The sequence below is a fragment of the Lacrimispora struthionigena genome (assembly GCF_048627165.1).
In the GTDB taxonomy this organism is placed as follows: domain Bacteria; phylum Bacillota; class Clostridia; order Lachnospirales; family Lachnospiraceae; genus Lacrimispora.
On the sequence record NZ_JBMBWP010000002.1, the window covers coordinates 176841 to 195451 of the forward strand.

The 18611-nt window shown below is 42.3% G+C and carries 17 protein-coding genes and 1 riboswitch; of the genes, 3 read left to right on the forward strand and 14 right to left on the reverse strand.

The window, feature by feature from the left end; translation table 11 throughout:
• Positions 1–41 precede the first annotated feature (41 nt).
• Positions 42–1973 carry an FMN-binding protein gene (locus tag ACOAOT_RS09700; protein WP_420216807.1) on the reverse strand — a complete coding sequence of 644 codons (1932 nt, stop codon included), beginning with the start codon at positions 1971–1973 and terminating at the stop codon, positions 42–44.
• Between the two features lie 184 nt (positions 1974–2157).
• On the opposite strand from ACOAOT_RS09700, the gene ACOAOT_RS09705 reads away from it, so the two are divergent.
• Entirely contained in the window at positions 2158–2508 is a 351-nt protein-coding gene (locus tag ACOAOT_RS09705) for a NusG domain II-containing protein (protein WP_420216808.1), read from the forward strand.
• A 4-nt stretch (positions 2509–2512) separates the two neighbouring features.
• On the opposite strand, the gene ACOAOT_RS09710 is transcribed toward ACOAOT_RS09705, so the two are convergent.
• The 9 genes from ACOAOT_RS09710 to ACOAOT_RS09750 all read right to left on the reverse strand — a co-directional run bounded on the left by ACOAOT_RS09710 (position 2513) and on the right by ACOAOT_RS09750 (position 13248).
• Positions 2513–3400 carry a DegV family protein gene (locus ACOAOT_RS09710; protein WP_420216809.1) on the reverse strand — a complete coding sequence of 296 codons (888 nt, stop codon included), beginning with the start codon at positions 3398–3400 and terminating at the stop codon, positions 2513–2515.
• Between the two features lie 32 nt (positions 3401–3432).
• Positions 3433–4836, reverse strand: a complete 1404-nt coding sequence (locus ACOAOT_RS09715) for a sensor histidine kinase (protein WP_420216810.1) — start codon at positions 4834–4836, stop codon at positions 3433–3435.
• Positions 4837–4877: 41 nt separating this feature from the next.
• A complete protein-coding gene (locus ACOAOT_RS09720) occupies positions 4878–5567 on the reverse strand; it encodes a response regulator transcription factor (RefSeq protein WP_420216811.1) in 690 nt (229 codons plus the stop codon).
• Positions 5568–5606: 39 nt separating this feature from the next.
• Complete coding sequence (locus ACOAOT_RS09725; RefSeq protein ID WP_420216812.1) at positions 5607–7262, reverse strand: Na/Pi cotransporter family protein; 1656 nt, start codon at positions 7260–7262, stop codon at positions 5607–5609.
• Between the two features lie 103 nt (positions 7263–7365).
• Complete coding sequence (locus ACOAOT_RS09730) at positions 7366–8358, reverse strand: dipeptidase (protein WP_420216813.1); 993 nt, start codon at positions 8356–8358, stop codon at positions 7366–7368.
• Between the two features lie 131 nt (positions 8359–8489).
• Positions 8490–9668: an ABC transporter permease gene (locus ACOAOT_RS09735; RefSeq protein ID WP_420219407.1), complete on the reverse strand. Its 1179-nt coding sequence runs from the start codon at positions 9666–9668 to the stop codon at positions 8490–8492.
• Positions 9652–10311, reverse strand: coding sequence for an ABC transporter ATP-binding protein (locus tag ACOAOT_RS09740; protein ID WP_277409767.1), 660 nt, complete (start codon positions 10309–10311; stop codon positions 9652–9654). The genes ACOAOT_RS09735 and ACOAOT_RS09740 overlap by 17 nt, the downstream gene beginning before the upstream one ends.
• Before the next feature lie 64 nt (positions 10312–10375).
• On the reverse strand, positions 10376–12142 hold the full coding sequence (locus tag ACOAOT_RS09745; RefSeq protein WP_420216814.1) for an efflux RND transporter periplasmic adaptor subunit: 1767 nt from the start codon (positions 12140–12142) through the stop codon (positions 10376–10378).
• A gap of 14 nt (positions 12143–12156) precedes the next feature.
• Positions 12157–13248, reverse strand: a complete 1092-nt coding sequence (locus ACOAOT_RS09750) for an S-layer homology domain-containing protein (protein ID WP_420216815.1) — start codon at positions 13246–13248, stop codon at positions 12157–12159.
• A gap of 219 nt (positions 13249–13467) precedes the next feature.
• Here ACOAOT_RS09750 and ACOAOT_RS09755 point away from each other — a divergent pair, with 219 nt between their 5' ends.
• Positions 13468–14142, forward strand: a complete 675-nt coding sequence (locus ACOAOT_RS09755; protein WP_420216816.1) for a response regulator transcription factor — start codon at positions 13468–13470, stop codon at positions 14140–14142.
• Positions 14139–15395, forward strand: coding sequence for a sensor histidine kinase (locus tag ACOAOT_RS09760; protein WP_420216817.1), 1257 nt, complete (start codon positions 14139–14141; stop codon positions 15393–15395). Before ACOAOT_RS09755 ends, ACOAOT_RS09760 begins: the two co-directional genes overlap by 4 nt.
• A gap of 67 nt (positions 15396–15462) precedes the next feature.
• On the opposite strand, the gene ACOAOT_RS09765 is transcribed toward ACOAOT_RS09760, so the two are convergent.
• From ACOAOT_RS09765 to ACOAOT_RS09780, 4 genes are all read right to left on the reverse strand, one after another.
• Entirely contained in the window at positions 15463–16173 is a 711-nt protein-coding gene (locus ACOAOT_RS09765) for a GTP pyrophosphokinase (protein ID WP_349669668.1), read from the reverse strand.
• Between the two features lie 26 nt (positions 16174–16199).
• Positions 16200–17036, reverse strand: coding sequence for a P-loop NTPase (locus tag ACOAOT_RS09770; protein ID WP_420216818.1), 837 nt, complete (start codon positions 17034–17036; stop codon positions 16200–16202).
• Positions 17037–17222: 186 nt separating this feature from the next.
• Positions 17223–17795, reverse strand: a complete 573-nt coding sequence (locus ACOAOT_RS09775) for a folate family ECF transporter S component (RefSeq protein ID WP_420216819.1) — start codon at positions 17793–17795, stop codon at positions 17223–17225.
• A gap of 61 nt (positions 17796–17856) precedes the next feature.
• A riboswitch (THF riboswitch) is annotated at positions 17857–17954 on the reverse strand.
• A gap of 51 nt (positions 17955–18005) precedes the next feature.
• On the reverse strand, positions 18006–18539 hold the full coding sequence (locus ACOAOT_RS09780; RefSeq protein ID WP_420216820.1) for a phosphatase PAP2 family protein: 534 nt from the start codon (positions 18537–18539) through the stop codon (positions 18006–18008).
• Between the last annotated feature and the right edge of the window lie 72 nt (positions 18540–18611).

Here is an 18611-nt window from a genome sequence, read left to right on the forward strand (position 1 = left end):
GGAAAAGGGCATTTCCTGCCGGTTTCCGGGATTATACACTTCTACTGTTTTGACGCCTGGGTTAAGCAGTCTTTCACTCCGTTTACAAATCCCATCAAATTGATGCTGACAGATGATACGGAATCGGTATAACCTTTTTCATTCACCAATCCGTCCAGCGACTGGTGCTCTAAAACATAACCCACCACTGCTTCTGCCTGTTCATGCCACTTGGGACCTTTCTCGGTCATTACATACTTTCCGTCCATGGAAAGCTGGCTCTTTTTGGATCCGTCTTCCTTTATGCAGTCCCAGGTAAGTGCTGTAATCGCATTTCCCTTAACGGTCATACTCACCTGATCTTTAAATCCGTTCTTATCAAATTCCGGTGATTCGTATGTATAGGTTCCTTCTTTTAACTCTGATGCCTGGCTCTTTCCTTCACTGGAGGCCTGAGTTAAACAATCCTTTACGCCGTTTACAAAGCCCATTAAGTTAATGCTGACAGAGGATACGGAATCGGTATAACCTTTATCATTCACAAGGCCTTCTAAAGACTGGTGTTCCAGCACATAGCCGACAACCGCCTCTGCCTGTTCATGCCACTTGGGACCTTTCTCTGTCATTACGTACTTTCCGTCCATGGAAAGCTGGCTCTTTTTGGTTCCATCTTCTTTTATGCAGTCCCAGGTAAGGGCTGTAATTGCATTCCCCTTAACGGTCATACTTACCTGATCTTTGAATCCGTTCTCATCAAACTTGGGGGATTCATAAGTATAGGTTCCTTCTTTTAACGCTGATGCCTGGCTCTCACCTGCACCGGCTGCCTGAGATAAGCAGTCTTTTACTCCGTTTACAAATCCCATTAAGTTGATGCTGACAGAGGATACGGAATCGGTATAGCCTTTTTCATTCACCAATCCGTCCAGGGACTGGTGCTCTAAAACATAACCCACCACTGCTTCTGCCTGTTCATGCCACTTGGGACCTTTTTCAGTCATTACATACTTTCCATCCATGGAAAGCTGGCTCTTTTTGGTTCCATCTTCCTTAATGCAGTCCCAGGTAAGGGCTGTAATTTCGTTCCCCTTAACAGTCATACTCACCTGATCTTTGAATCCGTTCTCATCAAACTTGGGTGATTCGTAAGTATAGGTTCCTTCTTTTAACGCCGTTGCCTGGCTCTCACCTTCACCGGCGGCCTGGGTTAAGCAGTCTTTTACTCCGTTTACAAATCCCATTAAGTTAATGCTGACAGAAGATACGGAATCGGTATAGCCTTTTTCATTCACTAATCCATCCAGGGACTGGTGCTCTAAAACATAACCCACCACTGATTCTGCCTGTTCATGCCACTTGGGACCTTTCTCGGTCATCACATACTTTCCATCCATGGAAAGCTGGCTCTTTTTGGTTCCGTCTTCCTTTATGCAGTCCCAGGTAAGGGCTGTAATTGCATTCCCCTTAACGGTCATACTGACCTGATCTTTAAATCCGTTCTCATCAAATTCCGGTGATTCATAAGTATAGGTTCCATCCTTTAAAGAAGCGGAAGTCTCAGATGCCTCTTTCGTTGTCTCCGGCACATCTTCCGGCTTTTCTCCTCTTGCCTTGGCAAGAGCCTGATCCACTGCTTCCTTTATGGCATTGCTGCTAAGCGTTGCTCCTGATACTGCATCCACCTCTGTGGACTGCTTTCCAAGAATGGAATCCGTTAACCCTGGCAATACCATATTGAGCAGAGTTTCCTTCTCTCCATTTACAACAATGGAGTCAATGGTCTTTCCTGATACTGTTACATCTGCGGTGACAATCCCGCCGTAGCCTCTCGCAGTACCTGTATAGGTACCCGGAACATAGATTTCGGGTCTAACACTGTTGTCAATCGCCTTATAAAGTGGATCTGTTCCAAAAACAGTAGCGCCAGCCAGTAAAATCATGGCTCCTAACCCAATATATCCATTTCGTTTAGCATTTGCGTTACTTTTATTCATATCTCCTCCTGCTTTTATAAAGTTTGACTTTATTTTAACACATTCTTAACGATTCCGGCAACGACTTTATGAAATTTTAATTATATTTGGAATGAGTGGGGATTCTGTGTTATAATAAAACAGGGCCTACTATTAAGCCATTCTGTTTATGTATTATAGAAAATAAGTAAGAGGATCTGTTAGAATGGAAATTAAAAAACATAAGAAAGAAGTCATATTAATTGTTATTATTGTAGCAATATCCTGCATTCTCCTCCTTGTAAACAAGATCATTTTTTCAAAGCCTGCCAGATATCTTGAGATCACGGTAGATGGGAATGTTGTTGATAAGCTGGATTTAAACCATGATACAGAGATTTTAGTAAACGGATATCAGAGCGGAACCAACCGCATAGTAATTAAAGGCGGAAAGGTGCACGTCTCCGATGCAACCTGTCCCGACAAAATCTGTATCCATCAGGGCACAATTGAACAGACAGGGGAAAGCATTGTCTGCCTGCCCAATCGTATGATTGCCCAGATTATGGGTAATTAAACAACTAATCAGTTCTTTTATCTCCGAAAAAGAATAGCGCCACCGTTCCAGGACCTGTGTGGGAACCGATTACGCAGCCAATGCTGTTAATAATCACTTTTTCTGACAGCATGGGGAAGCGGCTCTCAATGAGTGCTGCCACTTCTTTTGCATCGGTCTCACAGGCGGAGTGGGCAATCACGCATTTTCCGTTATAGCGGGAACCATTTTGGGCATGGAGTTCCATCATTTTTACCATTTCCTGAATGGCTCTTTTTTTTGTCCTTATTTTCTGTCTCGGAATTAAATGTCCGGTATCATCTATATTCATAAGAGGGCAGATATTCAGAACAGTTCCAAGCATGGCAGAGGTTGCAGATATTCTTCCTCCCCGTTTAAAGCTGGTAAGATCCGTAGAGAAAAACCAATGGTGTACAGAAAGCCGGTTATTCATAACCCATTGTGCCGCTGCCTCTAATGTGGCTCCATTATCCCGTAAATCTGCTGCTGCATCGGTTAAAAGTCCATAACCAGAAGACGCCCCAAGTGTATCCAGTATAATTATAGTCCTTTCCGGATATTTCTGACGCATCTCGCTTCCCGCCACACAGGCGGAATTATAGGTACCGGAAATTCCGGAAGACAGAGTCAGATGCAAAATATCTTTTCCTTCTTTTAAGATCGGTTCAAAAAAATTGCAGTATTCCTCAACATTTACCTGAGAGGTATAAGGTGCTGCCCCTTTGGCAATCCGCTCATAAAATTTTTCAAACGGGATACTCTCCCCCAAATCATCCGGATAAGTTACCCCATCTATTGTGTAATGAAAACAGACATATGGAATATTGCGGCTTTCAAAAAATTCCTTTTTCATGTCTGCCGTAGAACAACAGGTTAAAACAAAATTTCCCATACCCGTACACCTCCTGCCTGAAACGGCTTCTTTTATAGTGTTTTTCCCTGGATCGGAATCTTAACCATAAATTCCGTTCCAACATCAATGGTTGATTCCACCGTAATGGTGCCATGATAAAAGTTTACAATATGTTTTACAATGGAAAGACCAAGACCGGTTCCGCCCTGTTTTTTACTTCTCCCCTTATCAACCCGGTAGAACCGTTCAAATATACGCCCTAACGATTCTTTTGGAATCCCCATCCCATTATCTTTTACCCGGATTATCACATTGCGGTCTTCCTCACGAACTGTGATCCATACCTCTCCGCCTGGTTTATTATATTTTACCGCATTGCTGACCAGATTGCCAATTAATTCCTTCATCTGCTGGCCGTTGGCATAGATACAGACCGGCTTACAGTCCATATGAAGAAGAACTTCGTGAGAAGCTGCAAGGGGTTCTAAGGATTCGATGATATCCTCTACCAGTATGGAAAGGCGTACATCACTTTTTAAAACCTCTGCCTCTTTTGTCTCCAGACGGGATATCATAAGAATATCATTAATCAGGTTATTCATATTTCCCGCTTCTTTTTTAATGCGCTTTATAAAATCTGACTTTTGAGCTTCATCCTGTATAATCCCGCTTTCCAAAAGTTCCGCATAGCCCTGTACCGATGTGATGGGAGTTTTTAATTCATGAGAAGCATTGCTGAAAAATTCCTGGCGGATCTGCTTTTCCCGTTCAATCTGAGTCAGATAATCTTTTACATTCTTTGACATTCTGGTAGTGGTTTCTGCAATGATATTAATTTCCGGATACTGATATCGTTCAAAAGAAAGATCTGTATAATCGCCGTTTACCTTTAACATCTCCTGGGAAATTTCTTTCAGAGGCCGGGTGATTGACTCAGCGAAACTGTCTGCAGAAAAAGCTGAATACATGATAGCAGCAAGAAAGCTAAGCCATACCGCAGGGAGAAGAAGTATTAAATTTTCTTTCATACCGGTATAGGGAATTGCCATTCGCAGAATGTAATCGGATTTGGAAGAGCGTATGGCAACATAAAGCATACTCTCCTTAAGGGTCTTTGAATAGCGTCTGGCAGTTCCTATCCCACCTGCCAGTGCTTCCTTCACCTCTTCCCTGTCTCCGTGATTATCCAAAGAAGCGACCGGTACTTCTCCAGTATCGGCCGCTACGGTTCCATCAAGGCTAATGACGGTGAAACGGCTACGGTTTTCACTTAATGTTGGCTTTAGGTCTCCGATTTCCTTTTCTAAATCTCCGTTGTAATCAAGAACCTCATCCATAGCCTTTAATGTATATTTCATGTCTTTTCTGGAATTTTTAAGCAGAGCACTGCTGGAGGCAATATAAAAGATAGAACTGCTTAACACCAGTACTACAAGAATAATCTGAATAAATTTTAAAAAGATCGCCTGTTTCATAGTGCCTCCCTCTGTCAATTTATACCGCCTGTTCTTTTCCATCATTCTTCGGTTTTAATTAAGCGGTAGCCCACTCCACGAACCGTCTTAATGCAGGAACCGCCGTTTTCTCCCAGCTTCTGCCGCAGCGTACGGATGTGCATGTCAAGAGTCCGGGTTTCTCCATCATAATCATATCCCCAGATGTGATTAAGCAGTTCGTCCCTGGTTACTACTTTATTGTGATTTTCCATAAGATATTGCAGCAATTCAAACTCTTTTAATGTAAGTTCAACCTTTACTCCGTCACAATAAACTTCTCTGGTCTTCTTGTTTAAGTTCAGACAATACTGATCCAGTTCATCCTCAGATCCCTGATTTTTCGTACTCCGGCGCAAAAGACTGCGGATGCGTGCCGCAAGCTCCATGACACCAAAAGGCTTTGTCATATAGTCATCTGCACCGCCATCCAGACCGGCCACTTTGTCAAACTCCCGGTCTTTGGCAGTGAGGACAAGAATGGGAATGTCTTTTAATGAATCATTTTTCCGGATTTTGCGTATAGCCGACAATCCGTCCATACCAGGAAGCATAAGATCAAAGACAGCCAGGGCGGGTTTATCCGTTTCCATACACTTTAAGGCTTCCTCTGCCAGTTCATGTGCAGACACCTCATATCCAAAGCCTTCCAGGGCAATTTTTATTAAGTCCCTGATATTGTCATCATCCTCTACTACATAGATTCGTTCCATACATTCTCCTTTCTGTCTAAAAAAGTTTAAGTATGTTTCTTATATTTCTTCCTTTACGTAACCTGCAATGTTATGGGCGTGGTCAGATATTCTTTCCAGGTTACTTAATGCATCCAAAAAGATAACTCCGTTTTCTGGTTTACAGGCCTGTGCAGATAAACGTTCAATATGACGTTCTCTTAATTCTTCCTCCAGGCTGTCTACATTTTCCTCACTCTGAACGACAGCACGTACTTCTGACATATCAGAAGTTTCTCTTGCTTTCACAGCATGTTCCAGAGAAGACCGGACAGCGTTCAGCATTTCTCTCATTTCGCTTTCTGCTTCCTTGGAAAAGATAATCTTACGATTGGCTTTTTCCGCTGCAAGTTCCGATAAGTTTTCACAGTGATCGCTGACCCGTTCAAAATCACTGACTGTATAGAAGAGATTTTTAACCAGCATATGCTGTTCTTCATTTAATGATTGATTATTGATTTTTATTAAATAATCTGTCAGCAGCTTCTCATAATGATCAATCTTTTGTTCCAGCTTCTCCACCTGCCGGATTTCGGATAAATCGCTGCTCAGCAGCGCGTCTGCTGCCACATCAAAATTTTCAAGTGCAGCATATCCCATATTCACCACTTGTTGATTTACATTTTCAATGGCGAAGGAGGGCGTTTCCAGAATTCTCTCATCTAAGTGACGCTTCATCTCGCTTTCAGGATCAGGCGCTTCTTCTTTTTCTTTACTCCGTATAAAAAATCCAGAGGCTTTAACAAGCAGTCCGGCAAAAGGAAATAAGATAATGGTATTCGATACGTTAAATATGGTATGAAATATGGATATCTCTACGCTGCTAATGGAAGAAGATGCAAGTACCGGATTCAGTTTAAATAAAACGAACATGATAATTCCAAAAATAAAGGCACCCGTTACATTAAAGAGAAGATGGATCACAGCAGCACGTTTGGCTGTCCGGTTTGCTCCCAGGCTGGAAAGCAATGCAGTTACACAGGTACCGATATTCTGCCCCAATGTGATAAAAATAGCTGATTGCCAGTTTACAATCCCATTCAGTGCAAGGGTCTGTAAGATACCGACAGAAGCGGAAGAACTTTGTATAATGCCGGTTACCACAAGACCGGCCAGTATTCCCAGAATGGGATTTTTGCCTAGTACAGAAAATGCCTGTCCGAATATGGGAGCTTCCTTGTAAGGGGTAATGGATAAAGACATAAAACTAAGGCCAATAAACAAAACACCAAAACCAACTAAAATCTGACCGATTTGTTTTTTCTTTTCACTCTTTGAAAATAAACTAAAAAGTGCGCCAACGCCCACAAGTGCAGGCGCAAAAAATTCCGGCTTTAACATTTCTCCCCATTCACTCATGGAGACGATCCAGCTGGTAACAGTAGTTCCAATGTTTGCACCCATAATAATGCCCACTGCCTGCTGAAGATTAATGATACCCGCGTTGACAAATCCAACCACCATTACTGTAGTGGCGGAACTGCTCTGTATGATAGCGGTAATTCCCGTTCCAAGCAAAACACCCATCAGCCGGTTGCTAGTTAATGCTCCAAGCAATTGCTGCATCTTATGTCCTGCAGATTTCTGTAGTCCATCAGCCATGGCATCCATTCCGTAAAGGAACATTCCCAGCCCCCCGATAAACTGAAACAGCATTTGTATATCTGTAATTGACATATCATCCTCCTGTATTTCATGACAAGTCATGTTATGTAAGTATCATATCAAATCTATGTAAAGTATTATGCATGCAATTGTAAAATTTATGTAAAATTTTGTCTTAATGTAAAATTTCTTTATACACACGGAGTACATTGCCATAGAAAACAGCTTCAATTTCAGAATCGCTAAAGCCTTCTTTTTTCATGCATGCTTCTAAAAGGGGCAGATCTTCCGGAGATTTCATCTCCAGTTCTCCTCCGATACCATCAAAATCCGATCCCAGGCCAATGCAGCCAATTCCGCCAATCTTCTTTAAATGCTTTATGTGTGAGACCATATCCTGAATGCGGCTTAACGACTTCTCCCCTTTGTTCCAGTCATGAAGGAAATCTCCGCAAAAATTGATTCCTGTTACTCCGCCCCGCTCTGCAAGCATTTTTATCATCTCATCGGTTAAATTCCTGGGATTGGTTGCTATGGTTCTTGCATTGGAGTGACTTGCCACAAAAGGTTTTTTCGTGTAACGGAACACATCATAAATACCTGCATCAGATAAATGGGATACATCAATAATCATACCCAGCCGCTCCATCTCCTCCACAAAAACAATACCCGTTTCGGTAAGCCCGTGTTCGGTTTCCGGTTCAAAAAATGCTTCCTCTTTCTCAATGCGGATTCGGTTTGGATAAGCCAGTTCATTGATGTGATTCCATGTCAGAGTCATCATACGGACGCCCAGGCGGTAAAAATTACGCAAAAATGCCGTTTCCCCCTGACAGACGCCGCCCTCCTCAATGGTAAGCATGGCAGACATCCGCCCCTCCTTCCGGTTTTTCTCAATATCTTCATATGTCCTGACAATCCCAATCAAATCTCCATACAGTTCCAGTTCGGTATAAAATAAGTCCAGCAGCTGCATGCAGTATTCAAAGGGTCTTTCATGCTTAGTCAGTTCTGTAAACAGGGCAAAATTCTGCAGACAGTAATTCCCTTTTTTCATTCTCTCCAGATCAATATGGCAGTCATTCTTTAAAATAGAGCTTTCTTTTCCCGCCTGTCTTCTGTAATAAAGCTCTGCTATGGTATCACAATGCATATCTGCAACATTCATTTTCTATATCCTTTCCTATCACAAAGATTCTCTTACGCCCGAAAAGGAGTAGCCGTAAAAGAGCTACTCCTTTGGTACCTATGCAAATAGTATCACTCCTATGACACATTTGCAAGAAATTATTCCTTTTATTATTCACTTCGAAGTGCATCAATGGGGCTTAAGTTGGCAGCACGGCTGGCCGGCATGTATCCAAACAAAAGACCGATTCCAACCGATACGCTAAAGGACACAATTACTGCGCCCGGCGTAGGTGTTGCATTGATTCCAATGGCAGCCCCAACCAGGGTGGTTGCTACAGAACCTACTACAATCCCAACCACTCCTCCAAGAGAACTGGTGACAGCCGCTTCAATTACAAACTGCTGCATGATATGTTTCTTTTTTGCTCCCAGAGCCTTCCTGATTCCGATTTCCCTGGTTCGTTCCGATACTGACACCAGCATAATATTCATGACTCCCACACCTGCCACCAGAAGTGAAATTCCGGCAATGCCGCCAAGAACCATGGACATCATGGCAATCATGGAATCCAAAGATTCCAGCATCTCGCTCATGGCAGTAACCCGGTACAGACTGTCATCTTTATAGATTCCCAGTAAAAATGTTTCCAGAGACTCTTTGGCTTTTGCCGTATAGTCTGTATCAGATGTGGAAAACACGTAGTTGCTGATTTTTGCCGTATTGTTCATTTTTGCAGCACTGCTGTATGGAAGATACAAAATATCATCCGTTCCTCCGGCTTCCAGCTCATCGTCATCCTGTCTGGATATGACACCTACAATCCGGTAAGCGCTGCCATTCATTTTAATTGTTTTGTCTATGGCATTATCCACGCTTCCATATAATTTCCAGGCAACGTAATACCCTGCCACACACACCTTCTGTCTGGAAGCAATATCAGAATAGGAAATAAAACGTCCTGCATCAAGAGTCTGATCTTTCATACCCAGATAATCTTCACTGACTCCTGTTACTGTGGTATCTTCCAGAGATTCTGTCCCATATTTTAACTTGGCACTTACCGATACGCTTGGTGTCATATGAGAAAATAAATCCCTGTTGTCGTTATAAAACTGGTACATTTCATCTACATCTGCATATCTGGTTGTTAAGTTGGTTAAACGGACCGTCATCTGATTGGTACCCATACTGGTAAAGCTGTCCTTCATATAAGACATCTGACCGTTTACAATACTGACCAGAATGATTACCGATGCCACGCCTATAATAATACCCAGCATGGTGAGAAAAGAACGCATCTTATTCCCCCAGATACTTTTCAGAGCCATTTTAAAGGATTGCAGAATATTCATTTACGTCTCCATCGAAATTAATCTTACCATCGTGTACCCTTATGACCCGCCGCGCTTCTAAAGCAATGCTGCTGTCATGAGTAATCATTACAATGGTATTGCCCTCATCATTTAGTTCCTTTAAGAAATCCAGTACATCCCGGCTGGTTTTGGAATCCAGGGCACCCGTCGGTTCATCTGCCAGAATCAGAGAGGGATTTCCGGCAAGAGCTCTGGCTATGGATACTCTTTGCTGCTGTCCGCCAGATAGCTGATTTGGGAGATTTCTCCACTTGTCTGCCAGTCCCACCCGTTCCAAAGACGCCATGGCACGTTCTTTTCGTTCCTCATTTCCGGCTCCGGCATAGAGTAGGGGCAGCTCCACATTTTCCAGAAGGTTTAATTTGGGAAGCAGATTGTACTGCTGAAAAATAAAGCCGATCATTTTATTTCGGATCTGTGCCAGCTGATTGTCAGTCATACTTCCCACATCCTCTCCACCCAGGAGATAGGTACCATCGCTTGGAACATCAAGAGCGCCTATAATATTCATAAGAGTGGATTTCCCGCTTCCTGACTTTCCCACAATGGCAACAAATTCTCCCCGATATATGGTCATGGTCACTCCGTCATTTGCGCGTACCTCTTCCTCTCCCATCTGATATACCTTGTAGATCTCCTTTAATTCAATCAAGGGCTCTGCCACATTCCATTCCTCCTCATTATTTTGAACGGGACTGACCGCCGCCGCTGCTGCTTCTGCTATTATTATTTCCTCCCCCGCTTCGTCCACCTTCCATGCCACCGCCCATTCCTCCTGGCGGGCCTCCCATTTCTCCTGGCATGCCGGTAGTTTTGCTGGTACTGCTCACTGTAGTCTGAGCCACATAAACCTCCTGGTTCTCTTCAAGACCTGAAGTTATTTCCACATAATCATCATTAATTAATCCGGTTTTTACTTCAACCTCTTTAAATCCTGCGGGGACAGCTCCATTGGCCTCTTTTACGGTATCATCCTTTATATAAACATTATTACCCCGTATCAGTGCATCGGCCGGAATGGTAAGCACGTCAGAAGCCTCATTTAATACAATGACTCCATCCACATTCATGCCGGGAAGCAGTTCATCCATGCCATCATCTAACGTAATGGTAACCGGATAATTGGTTACTCCATCGGTTGTGGTGCTTTTCAGACTTACATTGGTAACTGTACCGGAAAATGTCTTTCCGCTTACAGCATCAGCGGTAATTTCCACCTTCTGCCCCACTGCCACTGATTTGACATCCAGCTCATCCACACTCATTTCAAAGGTATAATTGGACATGTCATAGATTGTTGCAAGTGTAGTGCTGCCGCTGGAGCTCTTTGTAATCTTATCTCCCACCTTAATGCTTTTTGTGATTACTTTACCTGATATAGGAGCAGTAATCGTATAATTATCGTAGGTTTCCTGGGTGTTATCCAGAGAATTTTTTGCAGATTCCAGAGAGGATTGTGCTTTATCCAGGGCATCCTTATAAGTACGAATGAGGGCTGCCGCACTTTTGCTTTCTATGGTAAAAACGGGAGTCCCTTTGGTTACGTAGTCACCCTCATGTACAAGCAATGCACTTACCTCAACTCCTGACGGAAGATCCGCTTTCATTGTGGTCTCAAGTTTTGCTTCAAATGTCCCCTCCATACTGCATACAAAGCCTCCTGCTGTTGCCGTAGCAGAAATATCCTTTGTCAGACCACCGGGATTTGGAACTTCAATCGTAACATATCGGACAATCCTTCCTCCTGTCAGCGTAACATCCATATTTCCTACAGAAACAACCGTTCCATTTACCTGTTCCCCCGTATCCGAAAGGGTTAAAACAGCTGCGCTTCCAGCCGGTATCTGGGCTGCCTCTCCAGAAAGAAACGGAAGCTTGATTTTCATAATACTGTCATCTACAATAGAGGCTATTTCCGTTTTATCACTGATTTTATCTCCTTCTTTTATGGATAAAGAGCTGATATATCCGGTTTCCGTAGATTTATATGTATTTTGGCTGTAATCTTTTAAGGCATCATTATAATTATCCAATGCCACCTGATAACTTTCCTGTGCCCGTTCAAGAGAATTGTTGGCTGAGGTCAGCTGGGTTTCCGCAGAAGAGCTGTCAATCCGGTATAAAACCTGACCTTTTTGCACTTCATCGCCCTCTTCAAAATTGGCTTCTATCACCTCTCCTTCCGCCAGCGAGGTGATATCATAGGTATCCTTCGGAGAAATGGTTCCGGAAGAAGACAGTTTTGATGAGATGTCTCTTTTTGTAACAACTGCAGTTTTGATCTTTTTTGCCTGGGCATTTGCTTCCTTACTCTTTTTGTATGAAAAAGCAAAAAATATCCCTGCCAATGCAGTAACGATCAGGAGCAGAATAATAAAAATCTTTTTCCGCTTTCCATTTCTTTTTTTCTGATCACTTTTTAAAAACTTCTGGATGATTTTTTTCATTCCGGCCTCTCCCGCTAATCTTCTATATAATCAATGACAGTCCTTGTTTCATCTCCATTACTGTTGGTAGAAAGGGTATAAACAAGATTTACGGTATCTCCGACTCTCAAATCCCCATAAGAAGAAAATGCGAACTGCATCTCGGTGCTGGTAAGAGTATAGGTATTTCCATCATCCAGAATGATGGCACTGGGATTCATTAAATCTGTGGAATTATAAACGATGTTTGTAATTTCACCAAATGCCGCGGACCGCCCGCTTTCATTTTCCGTTCCAACCGTATAAAGCCATACCGTTTTGGACAATGAATGATAATATACCAGTACTCCATCCGAGCTTTCCAGAGCCACAGAAATCGCATCACTGGAATTGGACACTGCCTCCCCATCCAGATACACATTGGCATCTTTGAGTTTAAAGGGCAGATAATTGTTCAGACTGCTCTTGCTTCTAACGACTTTTGGTCCCTTTAAGCTGTTATCCACCATGGTAAACGGATTGATTTCACCATCCTCGGTCAGTTCACAATCTAATATCTTTCCATACATGCTGCCGGAAGTATTATTTGTTTTCAGCAGATTATAAAAAAGGTTGATGCAGTCATCCTTTTTCATTACTTCCAGGGCTTCCTTGTTAATATTTTCATCCAGTTCTAGAAAATGGTATTTGGAAAGTCTGGATCCCGTCTGGTCACCTGTGAAATCAGAATTCTTATATCCCAATAATGCCAGAACCCCTTTTACTGCATCCTGAAGTGTTATGTAATCATCTGGTTTAAATACACCTCCCAGATATCCATTCATCCACCCCTGTTCTGCCGCAATCCGGATCTGAGCCGAATATTCATTATCTCTTGGCACATCCGCAAATACAGAAGTATTGCTTAAACTGCTTACTGTGCTTCGGTAAGAAGAAGCATTTACCAGCATGGCGGCAAATTCTCCGCGTGTGACAGACATCGCTGTATTGGTCGTATTCATAATACCCGATATACCGATGACTTTTTTTCTTAAATCAAAATTGGCTGATGCCTCTGCTCTCATCGGTGTAATCGCCGTCGCAGCCAAAACAACTGCAAGTGAAGCCGCCGCTCTTCGTGCATTCATTTAAGTTTCTCCTCTCCTTTATAAGATTTCTTAATATCTTAACAAATCGTTGTGATGGCTTTGTGATGGTAAACTGAAATTAACCTGAAATTAAAAACTGTCTGTTTTTTAGTATTTCAGCTTATTTTAAGGCAGTACCCTTATAATGAAAAAACAGGCATTTGATTGCTTAAATGAATTTTTAAGGCTATAATAAATAAAGCAAAGGAGAACTTAACAATGAAGCTGTTAATTGTGGAAGATGAAGTCAGACTGGCCGAAGCCATAGGACAGATTATGAAGGAACAGCATTATCAGACTGATCTGGTTTTTAACGGAAAAGATGGTTTATACTGCGGTCTGTCAGGAGAATATGATGTAATAATTCTGGATGTGATGCTCCCTGGTGAGAATGGGTTTCAGATTGTTGAGAAACTTCGGGAAGCCAAAATACAGACTCCCATCCTAATGCTTACAGCCCGTGATAACGTAAGTGATAAAGTAACCGGACTGGATAAAGGTGCCGATGATTATATGACAAAACCATTTATTCCGGAAGAACTTCTGGCACGTATCCGGGCGCTTTCCCGCAGACAGGGGGAAGTGATTGTAGAAGAAATGGAGTTTGGAGATCTAAGATTAAATCTGTCAACCAATGATTTGTGGTGTAAAACCAAATCCATTCATCTGGGCTATAAAGAATTCGAAGTGTTGAGAATCCTTATGAGCAATATCGGAAAAATTATATCAAAGGATACTTTAATCAACCGGGTATGGGGATCTGATTCTGATGCGGAGGATAATAACGTAGAAGCTTATATTTCATTTCTACGTAAAAAGTTTCATTTTCTTGGTTCAAAAGCAGAGATTACCACTGTACGAAAAGTAGGATACCGCCTGGAGGAATCCAAATGATTAAGAAGTTAAGAATCAAGTTTATACTCACTAATATGTGCTTTGTTATCAGTATACTGGCCGTAGTGATGGGTACATTTTACGTCTCAAACCGGAAACGGATCATGAGGGATACCTCTATGACTCTCATCCAGTCCCTGAGTCATGAACGTTTTAAAATGCCGCCAGACAAGGTGGAATTTGGCCGGCGGCCCAAAAAAAATCCGATTCCTCTCATTCCCTCATTTGTAATCACACTGAAATCCGATAATACCATTGAAAAAATTGAGGAAAATAATATTACAGTATCGGATGAATTAGCTTCTTCCTTAATAAAGCTGGTCAATGAAACAGACAGTACGGAAGGAGTTTTAAAAGATTACTCCCTCCGATATATGAAAATGCCTGCAAGGGACGGAATGGAAATCGGATTTGCAGATTTAAGCTATGAACGGGACGCCTTAGAGGTTTTACTGGTCAACTGCATTCTGGTCTTCCTTACAGCTATCATATTATTTTTTATTTTAAGCCTGTTTCTTTCTCATCTGGCTTTAAAACCTGTAAAAAAAGCCTGGGATCAGCAAAATCAGTTTATAGCAGATGCATCTCACGAATTAAAAACTCCTCTTACTGTGATACTGGCAAATTTACAGATTCTCTCTACCCATAAAGAACGCACCATCAAAGAGCAGGAAAAATGGCTGATGAATACGAAGGAGGAAGCGGATCGGATGAAACAGCTGGTGGAAGAACTTCTTTTCCTTGCCCGCTCGGATACGGAATCCGTAGAGGCAGTTCGGATCTCAAAGCTCCCTCTTGATTTCAGTGAACTGGTTTTAAATGGTGTGTTACTCTTTGAATCGGTAGCTTTTGAAAGCAAGGTTACTCTAAATAATGACATTCAGACTGATATTTTTATAGAAGGTATGGAAGCCCAGTTAAAACAGTTAATAACCATTCTTCTGGATAATGCATGCAAGTATGCTGGTACCAATGGCTCTGTATCCGTTTTTCTTAAAAAACAGGCCGGTCACGGAGTACTTACAATTGTCAATACGGGAGAACTCATATCACCAACCGAGCAAGAGCACATATTTGAACGGTTTTACAGAACTGATAAATCCAGAGTCCACAAAGAAGGCGGCTACGGTCTGGGACTCTCTATCGCAAAAACAATTGTGGACCAGCACAAAGGAAAAATAAGTGTTGCCAGCAGTGCGGAAACCGGAACCAGATTTACTGTTACATTACCAGTCATTTCCCATATTCAATGAATTAAGGGTCAGGCTGTTACGGAGATGATAAACCGTAACAGCCTGACCCTTATTATGTTTATTCCATTTATTTCGTCACAGTAATCCCCTGTTCCTCAATCCGCTTTCTGATATTAAGCATCTTCTCATCGGTCTGGGCGATTACATCTGCACATTCCCGCAACTCATCACTGATCTCCTGGGAATATTCCTGCATTTCCTTTTTGTATTTAAGCTGATGATCCAGACTGGCCCAAAAATCCATGGCCATGGTACGAATCTGAACCTCCACCCGCATCCATTTTTTCTGATCTGAGAAAAAAACAGGAATTTCAATGATCATATGGTAACTGCGGTATCCATTGACTTTAGGCTGACTGATATAATCTTTTATGGCTATGATATGGACATCATCCTGCCTTGCAAGCATATCGGCTACTGCATAAATGTCATCTAAAAAGGAACAGATGACTCGAATACCAGCAACATCATCTAAGTTTTCCATCATGGATTCTAAAGAGACAGGAAGGTCTCTGCGCTTTAATTTTTCAACAATGCTAACCGGCTTCTTTACTCTGGATTTTACCAGTTCAATGGGATTTCTGGAGTTACGAACCGACAGTTCATCGTTTAATACTTCCAGCTTTGTCTTAACCTCACGAATGGCACAGGTATACATCATCATAGCTTCCTGAAACTGATACGCCTGCTTCATCAGGGGGTCCGGAACCGAAACCAGATTGGGAACTTTTACAATCGACTGGTTCAGTTCACTGTTAGGGTTCATATTAATATTCATTCTTATACCTCAAAAAGCAGTTCCGGTTAAACCGCCTCTACTGCGTCAACTGCTTCTTTCAGCCATGGCGCCTCTAAATACTCTACGGTTCCTGCATCGACTGAAGCAGCAATCTTGGGATCAATGGGGATTCTGGCAAGCACTTTCACACCGTAATTTTCAGCCACCTCATCGATATGGCTTTCACCAAATACAGCAATCTGCTTTCCGCAGTCGGGACAGCTTAAGTAACTCATATTTTCCACAAGCCCAAGAATGGGGATATTCATCTTCTTCGCCATGTTCACTGCTTTTCCAACAATCATGGAAACCAGCTCCTGGGGAGAGGTTACAATAATAATGCCATCAAGAGGCAGTGACTGAAATACGGTCAGTGGCACATCGCCGGTTCCCGGAGGCATATCCACAAACATATAATCCACATTTTCCCAAAGAGTTTCCTGCCAGAACTGTTTTACAGCACCTGCTATGACCGGTCCTCTCCAGATAACCGGATCCGTCTCCTGGTCCAGAATTAAATTTGCTGACATGACTTCGATTCCTGTTGCGCTGACTGCAGGGATCATCAGTCCGTTTGGTGTCATTCCTACACCGTTATCTGATAAACCGAATGCCTTCGGTATGGAAGGTCCTGTAATATCCGCATCCAGGATCGCCGTTTTATAACCCTTTCCACTCATGCTGACTGCCATCATGGAAGTTACCAGCGATTTTCCCACGCCGCCCTTTCCGCTTACAACTCCAATTACCTTTTTTACTATGCTGGACGGATTAAGCGGCTCTAAGAAACTGGTCTGAGCCTCTTCCCTGCTCCCGCAGCTTTCACCGCAAGTATTGCAATTATGAGTACAACTCTCACTCATGATTCATTCCTCCTGTTAAAACTGTTATTTACAGACATATACCTAAGATTATATTACGAAATTGGTCTTATGTCTATGTATTTTACCAATGCCTGTGTCCATTTATCTGATTCAGGTTACAAATTACGACATTTTTCCCCTGTAAAAAACCCCGGAGCATCACATTGACACTCCGGGGTTTTGTGGTTATTTTGTATGAAGCAGATGTACACTCCGAATAGTTCGGAAAATACCGATGGAATCCATGGTTTTCAGTAAGGTATAAAAAATCATGGAATCGATAGGCCACATAACCAGATTCTTCAGCGCTCTTGCCGGCAGCAACACCATAAACCCTTTTCCATACAGCATGGAGAGGCAGAGGGTGTTTAATATCACGTTGCAGATCAGCATGACCACCAGTTTGGATATGAGAATTCTTCTTAAGGTAATCGGCTTCTTATAATACAGAATGCCGTACAGGACTCCTGCCAGGGCCGTAACCATGGTAAGTCCGGGAAAAAAGGCGCCGGTGGGCTTTAATAAATACTTTAGCACATCAAGGCTTCCGGAAAACAGTCCACCCACTACCGGACCGAATAAGTAGGAAATGATTCCATTGGGAATAGATGAAAACGTAATCTTGATGTAGCTTCCCAGCTGAATGGAGAACATGTCCAAAATAATGGCAACTGCGGCAAACATGGCTGCGGCAGTGATTGTTCTTACAGATTTCAGCTCTCTGTAAGAATCGGTGAACAAAGTAACGAATTTTTTCATAAAAAAATACCTCCTTTGCAGACCTCAGACTACGACCGGAGATAAGACACCTATCTTCTGGTGCAGCGGGATGCGACTCGTGTACCGCAAGAAAATCTTTTCGTCCTGCTGACAACTCCCTGTTCAGCTGGCACTTAACGCACACAAGTCTACTCTGCGACTTTTATTTAGTTTTGTATCGCCATCAGTATAACATACATTCTTAAGAAATCAAGTGTTTTTTTCAACACAGGTATTTCTTTCCATTAAGTGGTGTACCAATAAAGCTATACAAATCCCAAGAACAGCGCCTCCAAGCACATCAGTTGGAAAGTGAACAAATAAATACATTCTGGAAAATGCAATGAGTACAGCCAGGATGAGAAAAGGAATTCCAAGCCTTTTATCATAGAGCCAGATGCTGATCGCTCCTTCAAAGGAAGCCAGCGTATGGCCGGAAGGAAAGGAAAAGTCTCTGGGATTTTGAATTAATAGAGGAATGGAGGTATCAATCCAGCAGGGTCTTGGCCTTTCTACAAGGTTTTTCAGTATCATATTTCCAAGAAGAAGTCCTACCCCCAGGCTTAGCAATACGCCAATCCCAATTTTTCTGGTTTTGGGAATACAAAACAGTACCACACCAATTAAAATCCAGATAAATCCATGGTCTCCCAGACTTGTAATACGGACCATGACCTGATCAAGCCATGGATTATGCAGAGACTGCAGTGCATATAAAACATCAAATTCTATTTGATATAACATCGATTCATACTCCTTTGTTATGGAAAAACCCACATATATTTACAATCTTAATTTTTATTAAATCATTTGACA

Coding starts and splice junctions, on each gene's coding strand:
- ACOAOT_RS09700 (WP_420216807.1), bottom strand. CDS start 1,973: ATGAATAAAAGTAACGCAAATGCTAAACGAAATGGATATATTGGGTTA.
- ACOAOT_RS09755 (WP_420216816.1), top strand. CDS start 13,468: ATGAAGCTGTTAATTGTGGAAGATGAAGTCAGACTGGCCGAAGCCATA.
- ACOAOT_RS09705 (WP_420216808.1), top strand. CDS start 2,158: ATGGAAATTAAAAAACATAAGAAAGAAGTCATATTAATTGTTATTATT.
- ACOAOT_RS09770 (WP_420216818.1), bottom strand. CDS start 17,036: ATGAGTGAGAGTTGTACTCATAATTGCAATACTTGCGGTGAAAGCTGC.
- ACOAOT_RS09760 (WP_420216817.1), top strand. CDS start 14,139: ATGATTAAGAAGTTAAGAATCAAGTTTATACTCACTAATATGTGCTTT.
- ACOAOT_RS09765 (WP_349669668.1), bottom strand. CDS start 16,173: ATGAATATTAATATGAACCCTAACAGTGAACTGAACCAGTCGATTGTA.
- ACOAOT_RS09720 (WP_420216811.1), bottom strand. CDS start 5,567: ATGGAACGAATCTATGTAGTAGAGGATGATGACAATATCAGGGACTTA.
- ACOAOT_RS09740 (WP_277409767.1), bottom strand. CDS start 10,311: ATGGGAGAGGAAGAGGTACGCGCAAATGACGGAGTGACCATGACCATA.
- ACOAOT_RS09780 (WP_420216820.1), bottom strand. CDS start 18,539: ATGTTATATCAAATAGAATTTGATGTTTTATATGCACTGCAGTCTCTG.
- ACOAOT_RS09775 (WP_420216819.1), bottom strand. CDS start 17,795: ATGAAAAAATTCGTTACTTTGTTCACCGATTCTTACAGAGAGCTGAAA.
- ACOAOT_RS09725 (WP_420216812.1), bottom strand. CDS start 7,262: ATGTCAATTACAGATATACAAATGCTGTTTCAGTTTATCGGGGGGCTG.
- ACOAOT_RS09715 (WP_420216810.1), bottom strand. CDS start 4,836: ATGAAACAGGCGATCTTTTTAAAATTTATTCAGATTATTCTTGTAGTA.
- ACOAOT_RS09710 (WP_420216809.1), bottom strand. CDS start 3,400: ATGGGAAATTTTGTTTTAACCTGTTGTTCTACGGCAGACATGAAAAAG.
- ACOAOT_RS09750 (WP_420216815.1), bottom strand. CDS start 13,248: ATGAATGCACGAAGAGCGGCGGCTTCACTTGCAGTTGTTTTGGCTGCG.
- ACOAOT_RS09730 (WP_420216813.1), bottom strand. CDS start 8,358: ATGAATGTTGCAGATATGCATTGTGATACCATAGCAGAGCTTTATTAC.
- ACOAOT_RS09745 (WP_420216814.1), bottom strand. CDS start 12,142: ATGAAAAAAATCATCCAGAAGTTTTTAAAAAGTGATCAGAAAAAAAGA.